The organism is Rhodanobacter thiooxydans LCS2 (assembly GCF_000264375.1).
GTDB lineage: Bacteria > Pseudomonadota > Gammaproteobacteria > Xanthomonadales > Rhodanobacteraceae > Rhodanobacter > Rhodanobacter thiooxydans.
This window is the reverse complement of the sequence record NZ_AJXW01000083.1, coordinates 1-6,843: the sequence shown is the minus strand read 5'-3', so window position 1 is coordinate 6,843 and position 6,843 is coordinate 1. Positions and strand designations below refer to the sequence as shown.

Genomic DNA, 6,843 nt, shown 5'->3' with positions numbered 1-6,843 from the left:
CCACCCCAGCCCTCCCCTGCCATGCAGGGGAGGGAGCGATTCCCGCCACGATTGACAAGAAACCCTCATGCCGCCATCTACGAACAGCACCACCCCGCTCTGGAAACGCATGCTGCTGCGCCGGCTGAAATTCCTGGGCTGGCTGGTGGCGCTGCTGGTCATCGTGCTGGGCGGCAGCTACCTGTTCGCGCCGCAGTGGCTGCTGCAGGCCAACGTCACCCGCGAGGCAATGGCGGCGCACCTGGAGAAGCATTCGGTGCAGGCCGGCGACACGCACTGGGTCTACTACGAAGGCGGCCAGGGGCCGACCATCGTGCTGCTGCACGGTTTTGACGCGGACAAAACCCTGTGGCTGGAGACGGCGAAGCTGTTGACACCGCACTTCCACCTGATCATCCCCGACCTGCCGGGCTGGGGCGATTCCTCGCGGGTGCCCGGCGCCAGCTACAACATCGACGCCCAGGCGGGGCGACTCGATGCGTTCGTGCAGACCCTGCGCCTGCAGCGCTTCCTGCTGGTCGGCCACTCGATGGGGGGTGCGATCGCTGGCGTGTACGCCAGCGAACATCCCGAGCACGTGGCCGCTCTGGCGCTGGTCGACGCGTTCGGCCTGAAAGGCAAGGTGAACGTGTTCGCCCGCGACGCGCTGGCCGGCAAGAACCCGTTCGTGTACGACGACCGTGCCGGCTTCGAGCGCGCCAACTTGCTGGCGTTCGAGAAGCCGCTCGACCTGCCTCGCCGCTTCGCCGACGTGTTCATCCAGCACAACCAGCGCGACCGCGCCTTCATCGAGCGCAGCTTCGACGAATTGCGCGAGCCGGGACAATATCTTTCGGTGCAGAACCGGCTCAGCCAGCTGACCATGCCGGTGCTGGGCCTGTGGTGCCACGACGACAAGATCGTGGATATTTCCGCGCTGGACAGCCTGCGCAACGGCCTCACCGCCGCCAGCGCGATCAGCACCAGCATCATCAACGGCTGCAACCACATGCCGATGCTGGAAAAGCCCGAACAGACCGCGCAGATCCTCACCGGCTTCGCGCTGTCGCACTGAGCCCCGGCGCAAGCATCGCCGGTTGCTGAACGGACCCGCTCCTCCCTAGCGCATTATTGTGAATTGCGCATGACACCGTGGGAGAATGCGCGGATGACGTCGTAGTCTGGCGTACCCATGCGCATGAAGGCAGGACGGTGCAGCAAGTGATGAAGCGAAGTCCCTGGCGCATCTTCGTCGACGCGGTGATGCGGATGTCCGCCACCCGCACCAATTACTGGACCGAGCTCGGCGTGGACATCGTGCTGTGCCTGTTGTTGCTGGTGCTCGGCTGGCGCCGGCATGCGGGCGGCCCGCTGACTGCCCTGCTGGCACTCGGCCTGGGCCTGTTCGCCTTCAGTTTCATCGAGTACTTCTTCCACCGCTGGATGTTCCACACGCGCATCCCGCTGTTCGCGCAGGGCCACGACCTGCATCATGCGCGGCCGTTGGGCTACGACTCGCTGCCGTTCTTCCTGCCCCCGGCGGTGCTGCTGGCGCTGGCCGGCGTGTTCATGCTGGTCATGCCAACCGGCTTCGCCCTGCTGCTGGCCAGCGCGATCACCTTCGGCTACATCATCTACGGCCTGAGCCACTTCATCATCCACCACGTGCGCTTCAAGCAGCCGCTGCTGCGGCGCTGGGCCGGTGCCCACCACGTGCACCACTATCACCCCGAGAGCAACTTCGGGGTCACCACGCTGCTGTGGGATGTGCTGCTGGGCACGAAGTACGTGCGCCGGCCCCGGAACCACTGAGCCGGTCGCACGCGGGCATCAGTCGGCCACGTCGTCGACCAGCCGGTCGAGTTCCGCCTTGAGGATCGCGCCGTGCTGGCGCAGCCAGTCGCGCTGCTCGCGCCAGTCCGGAAACAGGTTCTCAACCTGCGCCCAGAACCGCGGCGAATGGTTGCGTACCTTGAGATGGCACAGCTCGTGCGCCAGCACGTAGCGCAGCGCCGACGGCGGCGCCAGGGCCAGTGCGAGATCGAGGTTGATCCGGTCGCGCGTGTCCAGGCTGCCCCACAGGCTTTTCATCGGGCGGATCTTCAGCGCGGTGGGCGCCAGCCCCAGCTGCGGCACGTAGCCGGCCAGCCAGCGCGAGACATCACGGCGGATCAGCGCTTCCAGGTGCGAGGCGAGCAGGCCGCGAGCGATCGGCAGCGCGCGGGTGTGCGGGCGCGGGATCACCAGCGTCAGCCCGGCCGCATGCGGCTCGACCTTCGGGTAGGCGCCTTCGATCCAGTCGAGCGTCGCCGTCTCGCCGCGCAGCGGGAAGCTGCACGGGTAGCCCACGCGCAGCGGCGGCAGCGGCTTCACGATCAGGTTCAGCTCGTCGAGCTTCTGCTCCAGCCATTCGGCGTGGCTGCGCAGGAACGCGCTGACCTGGGCCGGGTGGGTGCCGAGCGGATAGGTGACCCGCGCGCCCTGCGGCGTCACCGTGAGGCGCAGCCGGCGGGCACGCGGATGGGCGGCCTTCAGCACCCGGATGATGCTGCCGCCCACGGTGGCCAGTTCCAGCCAGTCGCCTTCCAGATGCTGCGCCATGATCCTGCCTGCTTCTTGCCCGGCCCTGTGCTGATCAACGGGGGAATCCGCCGCCCGCAAGCGGCCGGACGCCCAGTATGGCGCGCCGGGCGTCCCGGCGATATGGCTTTCTCGTTCAGCTATCGGCCGGGCGCGGCAGGCCGAACCATTCCTCCAGCTTGCCCAGCAGCCGCTCCAGCTCCAGCGTCAGCAGGGCGAAGCCGGCATCCAGCTCGGCATGGGCGTCCTGGGGGCTGTCGCCCAGCTCGTCCATCACCACGTCGAGGAACTTCAGCTTGCGCACGATCAGGTCCTCGCCCAGCACGAAGCTGATCCTCTCATCGAAGGTGAGACCGAGCATGAACACCTGCTTGCCGTTGCGCAGGTGCTCCTTGACCTCCTCGGCATCCAGATCCTGCCGGCGGCAGCGGGCGATCGCGCCGGTGGCGGTGGCCGGGTCGCGCAGCTCGCACTCGTCGCCCAGGGCCAGTCCGGCCGGCAGGTTGCCATTGGCCAGCCAGTCGGTCATCAGCACGCGCGGGCCTTCCTCTGGCGCCAGCGGCACCGCCGGGAAGCTGCCCAGCGCCTCGCGGATCTGGGTCAGCGCATTCTCGGCCGACTTGCGGCTGGAGGTGTCCAGCACCAGCCAGCCGTGTTTCCTGTCAACGTAGGCCGACATCCGCGACTGCCGTACGAAGGCGCGCGGCAGCAGCTCGGTGAGCAGATCCTCCTTGATCCGCTTGCGCTCGCGGCCGCCCACCTTGCGGCCTTCCTCCTCGGCGATCTTCTGCACCTTGCGCTGCAGTTCGTCGTTGATCACCGCCGCCGGCAGCAACTTGTCCTCGCCGCCCACAGTCAGCAGCGTGCACCGCTTCACCGTGTGCGTGAGCGGCTCGCCCTCGCCGCGACCGACCGGCGGCACGAAACCCTTGGTGAACATTTCCAGCGGCCCGCACGGGCGCAGCCGGTGCTCGGCCAGCGCTTCGTCGAGGCGGTCGAGATCGGTGGCAACGGCGGGGGAAAAACGGAACAGCGTGAGGTTGCGAAAGAACATTCGGTATCCGGGTCAGGGCTGCCGGATGGCAGCGGTTGCGCCGTCATTCCGGCGAAAGCCGGAATCCGGCGCCTCGAAACGACCAAAGACGCTGGACCCCGGCTTTCGCCGGGATGACGATCAGGAGTATCAGCGGGAAACGGCAGCGACCGCCGCGGCCACAGTGTCGAGGTTGGCCCGGTTCAGCGCGGCCACGCAGATGCGGCCGCTGTCCAGCGCATAGATCGCGTGCTCGTCGCGCAGCCGGTGCACCTGCGCCTTGCTCAGGCCGGAGTAGGAGAACATGCCGGCCTGGCGGTTGATGAAGCCGAAATCCGGCGCACCGTACGCGGCCAGCCGCTCGACGAAACCGGCGCGCATCGCATGGATGCGCTCGCGCATGCTGCCCAGTTCCTGCTCCCAGCGCGCATGCAGTTCCGTGCTGCCGAGCACGCCGGCGACCAGCGCGGCGCCGTGCGTGGACGGGCTGGAATAGTTCGCGCGGATGGTCTGCTTGATCTTCGACAGCAGCCGCGCCGCCTCGTCGCGGTCGGCGCCGACCATCGACAGCGCACCGACCCGCTCGCCATACAGCGAGAACGACTTCGAATACGAGTTGGCCACCACGAACGCCTCGATCCCCGACTCGGCGAGCAGGCGCACGCCGGCGGCATCGGCGTCGGCGCCCTGGGCGAAGCCCTGGTAGGCCATGTCGACGAACGGCAGCAGCCGGCGCTCCTTCAGCAGCGCGATCAACCGCGTCCACTGCGTCGTGTCCAGGTCCACGCCGGTGGGGTTGTGGCAGCACGCGTGCAGCAGCACCACGGTGCCCGCTTCGAGCCGGCCGAGGTCTTCCAGCATGCCGGCAAAGTCCAGCCCGTGGCTGGCCGCGTCGTAGTAGCGGTAGTCGACCAGGGCGAAGCCCGCGGTGCGGAACACCGCGCGGTGGTTGCCCCAGCTGGGGTTGCTGATGGCGATCTTCGCGCCCACCCCGGCCACCTGCTTGAGCAAGTCCGCCGCCACCCGCAGCGCGCCGCTGCCGCCGACGGTCTGTGCGGTGGCCACGCGGCCGGCCGCCAGCAGCGGCGAGTCGACGCCGAACACCAGCCGCTGGGTCGCCTGGTTGTACGCCGGCATGCCGTCGATCGGCAGGTAGCCGCGCGGCTTCGCCGCGGCGGTCAGCGCCTGCTCCACTTCGTGCACGCTGGGCAGCAGCGGGATGCGCCCCTGCTCGTCGACGTAGATGCCCACCCCGAGGTTGATCTTGCCCGGGCGCGGATCGGCCAGGTAGGTTTCGGTGAGACCCAGGATCGGATCGCCCGGGGCCATTTCAACGGATGCAAAGAAGGACACGGCGGTTACTCGACAGGTGGATGGGGAGAATGTCCAGGCGCGGCCGCAGCGGCGTCCGTCGCGCCGGCCGGCCACCCGGCCGATGCGCCCAACGCGAAATCGAACAGCGTGCGGTCCGCCAGGTGCGAGGGCGACACATGGCCCAGCGCGCGGAAGATGTTCTCGCTGCGCCCGGGCTGCTGGCGTTCCCACTCGACCAGCATGCGCTGCACCGCCTTGCGCTGCAGGTTGTCCTGCGAGCCGCACAGGTTGCACGGGATGATCGGGAACTGCCGCTGCGCCGCATACTCGGCGAGGTCGCTTTCGCGGCAATACGCCAGCGGGCGGATCACCACGTGGCGGCCGTCGTCCGAGCGCAGCTTCGGCGGCATCGCTTTCAGTTGCGCCTGGTAGAACAGGTTGAGGAAGAACGTGGCGAGGATGTCGTCGCGGTGGTGGCCCAGCGCGATCTTCGTGACGCCGTGGTCCGCCGCCCAGGTGTACAGCGCGCCGCGGCGCAGCCGCGAGCACAAGCTGCAGAGGGTCTTGCCGGCGGGGATCACCCGCGTCACCGTGCTGTAGGTGTCCTGCTCGATGATGTGGAACGGTACGCAGCGCGACTTCAGATATTCCGGCAACACATGCGCGGGAAAACCCGGCTGCTTCTGGTCCAGGTTCACCGCGATCAGCTCGAAGCGCACCGGCGCCTTTGCCTGCAGTTGCAGCAGCAGGTCCAGCAGGGTGTGGGAGTCCTTGCCACCGGACAGGCCCACCATCACCTTGTCGCCGTCTTCGATCATGCCGAAATCACCGATCGCCTGGCCGACCTGGCGACGCAGGCGCCGGGCCAGCTTGCCGCTCTCGGCGGCCGGCGGACGCGGGATCTCGAGCTGGACGGACATGACAACCCATCGAACGAAGAAGAACGACCATTGTAACCGGCCGCGCACTGCGCTACCGCCCCGCAAACGGCGTTAAACTTAAGCGATTATCCCCAGCCACCGTCTGCCCGCCCATGCAGGTTCAGGATCACGCCGAGATCGTCCATCTGCTGGCCGAGTTGCGGATGGAACACCGCGACCTCGACGCGGCAATCGAGCGGCTGGCCTCGGCGATCGGCCGCGACGAGTTGCAGCTGACCCGGCTGAAGAAGCGCAAGCTGCTGCTGAAGGACAACATCGCCCGGCTCGAGAGCAAGTTGATCCCCGACCTCGACGCCTGAACACCGCACCGGACTCCCCATGAACCCGTTCGTCCCGATCCGTCTGCACGACGAGTGCGTCGTGCTTGAACCCCTGAGCCTCGACCACGTGCCGGCGCTGGAAACCGCCGCCGCCGACGGCGAGCTGTGGAAGCTCGCAGTCACCAGCGTGCCGCCGCCGGGCCAGGCGCGCGGCTACGTCGAGAAGGCACTGCAGGGCCAGGCCGAGGGGCACATGCTGCCGTTCGCCGTGCGCGAGGCCGGCAGCGGCGAGATCGTCGGCAGCACCCGCTACTACGAGATCGACCCCGCGCTGCCGCGCCTGGCCATCGGCTACACCTGGTACGCCAGGCGCTGGCAGCAGACCCACCTCAACACCGCCTGCAAGCGCCTGTTGCTGGAGCACGCGTTCGAGGCGCTGGACTGCGTGGCGGTGGCCTTCCATACCGACGAGAACAACGAGGAGTCGCTGCGCGCGATCGAGCGCCTCGGCGCGCAGCGCGAAGGCGTGCTGCGCGCCCACAAGCGCCGCACCGATGGCAGCCTGCGCAACACCGTATGCTTCAGCATCCTCGCCGATGAGTGGCCGAACGTGGGGAACTGGCTGGGCATGCGGCTGAACCGGCTCGCCACGTCGTAGGGCGGGCACCGCCCGCCATGCTTTTCGATAACGCGCAACAGCAAGAGCGGCGGGCCATGCCCGCCCTATGTATGGACT

The 6,843-nt window shown here is 68.1% G+C and carries 8 protein-coding genes; 4 read left to right on the top strand and 4 right to left on the bottom strand.

From position 1 onward, the window contains the following. The first annotated feature begins 109 nt into the window (after window positions 1–109). Entirely contained in the window at window positions 110–1,054 is a 945-nt protein-coding gene (locus UUA_RS15245) for an alpha/beta fold hydrolase (protein ID WP_008438450.1), read from the top strand. A gap of 149 nt (window positions 1,055–1,203) precedes the next feature. Continuing rightward, window positions 1,204–1,791, top strand: a complete 588-nt coding sequence (locus UUA_RS15240) for a sterol desaturase family protein (RefSeq protein ID WP_008438449.1) — start codon at window positions 1,204–1,206, stop codon at window positions 1,789–1,791. Window positions 1,792–1,809: 18 nt separating this feature from the next. Here UUA_RS15240 and UUA_RS15235 read toward each other — a convergent pair whose 3' ends face one another. The 4 genes from UUA_RS15235 to ttcA all read right to left on the bottom strand — a co-directional run bounded on the left by UUA_RS15235 (window position 1,810) and on the right by ttcA (window position 5,826). Further along, a complete protein-coding gene (locus UUA_RS15235) occupies window positions 1,810–2,580 on the bottom strand; it encodes a M48 family metallopeptidase (RefSeq protein WP_008438448.1) in 771 nt (256 codons plus the stop codon). Between the two features lie 115 nt (window positions 2,581–2,695). Further along, window positions 2,696–3,613, bottom strand: coding sequence for a recombination-associated protein RdgC (locus UUA_RS15230; protein ID WP_008438447.1), 918 nt, complete (start codon window positions 3,611–3,613; stop codon window positions 2,696–2,698). A 129-nt stretch (window positions 3,614–3,742) separates the two neighbouring features. Continuing rightward, the gene (locus tag UUA_RS15225) at window positions 3,743–4,945 is read right to left on the bottom strand and encodes an amino acid aminotransferase (RefSeq protein ID WP_008438446.1); all 1,203 of its coding nucleotides are present in this window, start codon (window positions 4,943–4,945) and stop codon (window positions 3,743–3,745) included. 5 nt (window positions 4,946–4,950) lie between these two features. Beyond that, window positions 4,951–5,826 carry a tRNA 2-thiocytidine(32) synthetase TtcA gene (gene ttcA, locus UUA_RS15220; protein ID WP_008438445.1) on the bottom strand — a complete coding sequence of 292 codons (876 nt, stop codon included), beginning with the start codon at window positions 5,824–5,826 and terminating at the stop codon, window positions 4,951–4,953. 113 nt (window positions 5,827–5,939) lie between these two features. Here ttcA and UUA_RS15215 point away from each other — a divergent pair, with 113 nt between their 5' ends. Further along, window positions 5,940–6,146, top strand: a complete 207-nt coding sequence (locus UUA_RS15215; RefSeq protein ID WP_008438444.1) for a YdcH family protein — start codon at window positions 5,940–5,942, stop codon at window positions 6,144–6,146. 19 nt (window positions 6,147–6,165) lie between these two features. Further along, window positions 6,166–6,765 (top strand): GNAT family N-acetyltransferase, encoded by a 600-nt coding sequence (locus UUA_RS15210; RefSeq protein ID WP_008438443.1) that lies wholly within the window; start codon window positions 6,166–6,168, stop codon window positions 6,763–6,765. Window positions 6,766–6,843: the final 78 nt, after the last annotated feature.

Bases quoted from the DNA above. Each gene is read 5' to 3' on its own strand.
- UUA_RS15245 (WP_008438450.1), top strand. From the start codon at position 110: ATGCTGCTGCGCCGGCTGAAATTCCTGGGCTGGCTGGTGGCGCTGCTG.
- UUA_RS15240 (WP_008438449.1), top strand. From the start codon at position 1,204: ATGAAGCGAAGTCCCTGGCGCATCTTCGTCGACGCGGTGATGCGGATG.
- UUA_RS15235 (WP_008438448.1), bottom strand. From the start codon at position 2,580: ATGGCGCAGCATCTGGAAGGCGACTGGCTGGAACTGGCCACCGTGGGC.
- UUA_RS15230 (WP_008438447.1), bottom strand. From the start codon at position 3,613: ATGTTCTTTCGCAACCTCACGCTGTTCCGTTTTTCCCCCGCCGTTGCC.
- ttcA (WP_008438445.1), bottom strand. From the start codon at position 5,826: ATGTCCGTCCAGCTCGAGATCCCGCGTCCGCCGGCCGCCGAGAGCGGC.
- UUA_RS15215 (WP_008438444.1), top strand. From the start codon at position 5,940: ATGCAGGTTCAGGATCACGCCGAGATCGTCCATCTGCTGGCCGAGTTG.
- UUA_RS15210 (WP_008438443.1), top strand. From the start codon at position 6,166: ATGAACCCGTTCGTCCCGATCCGTCTGCACGACGAGTGCGTCGTGCTT.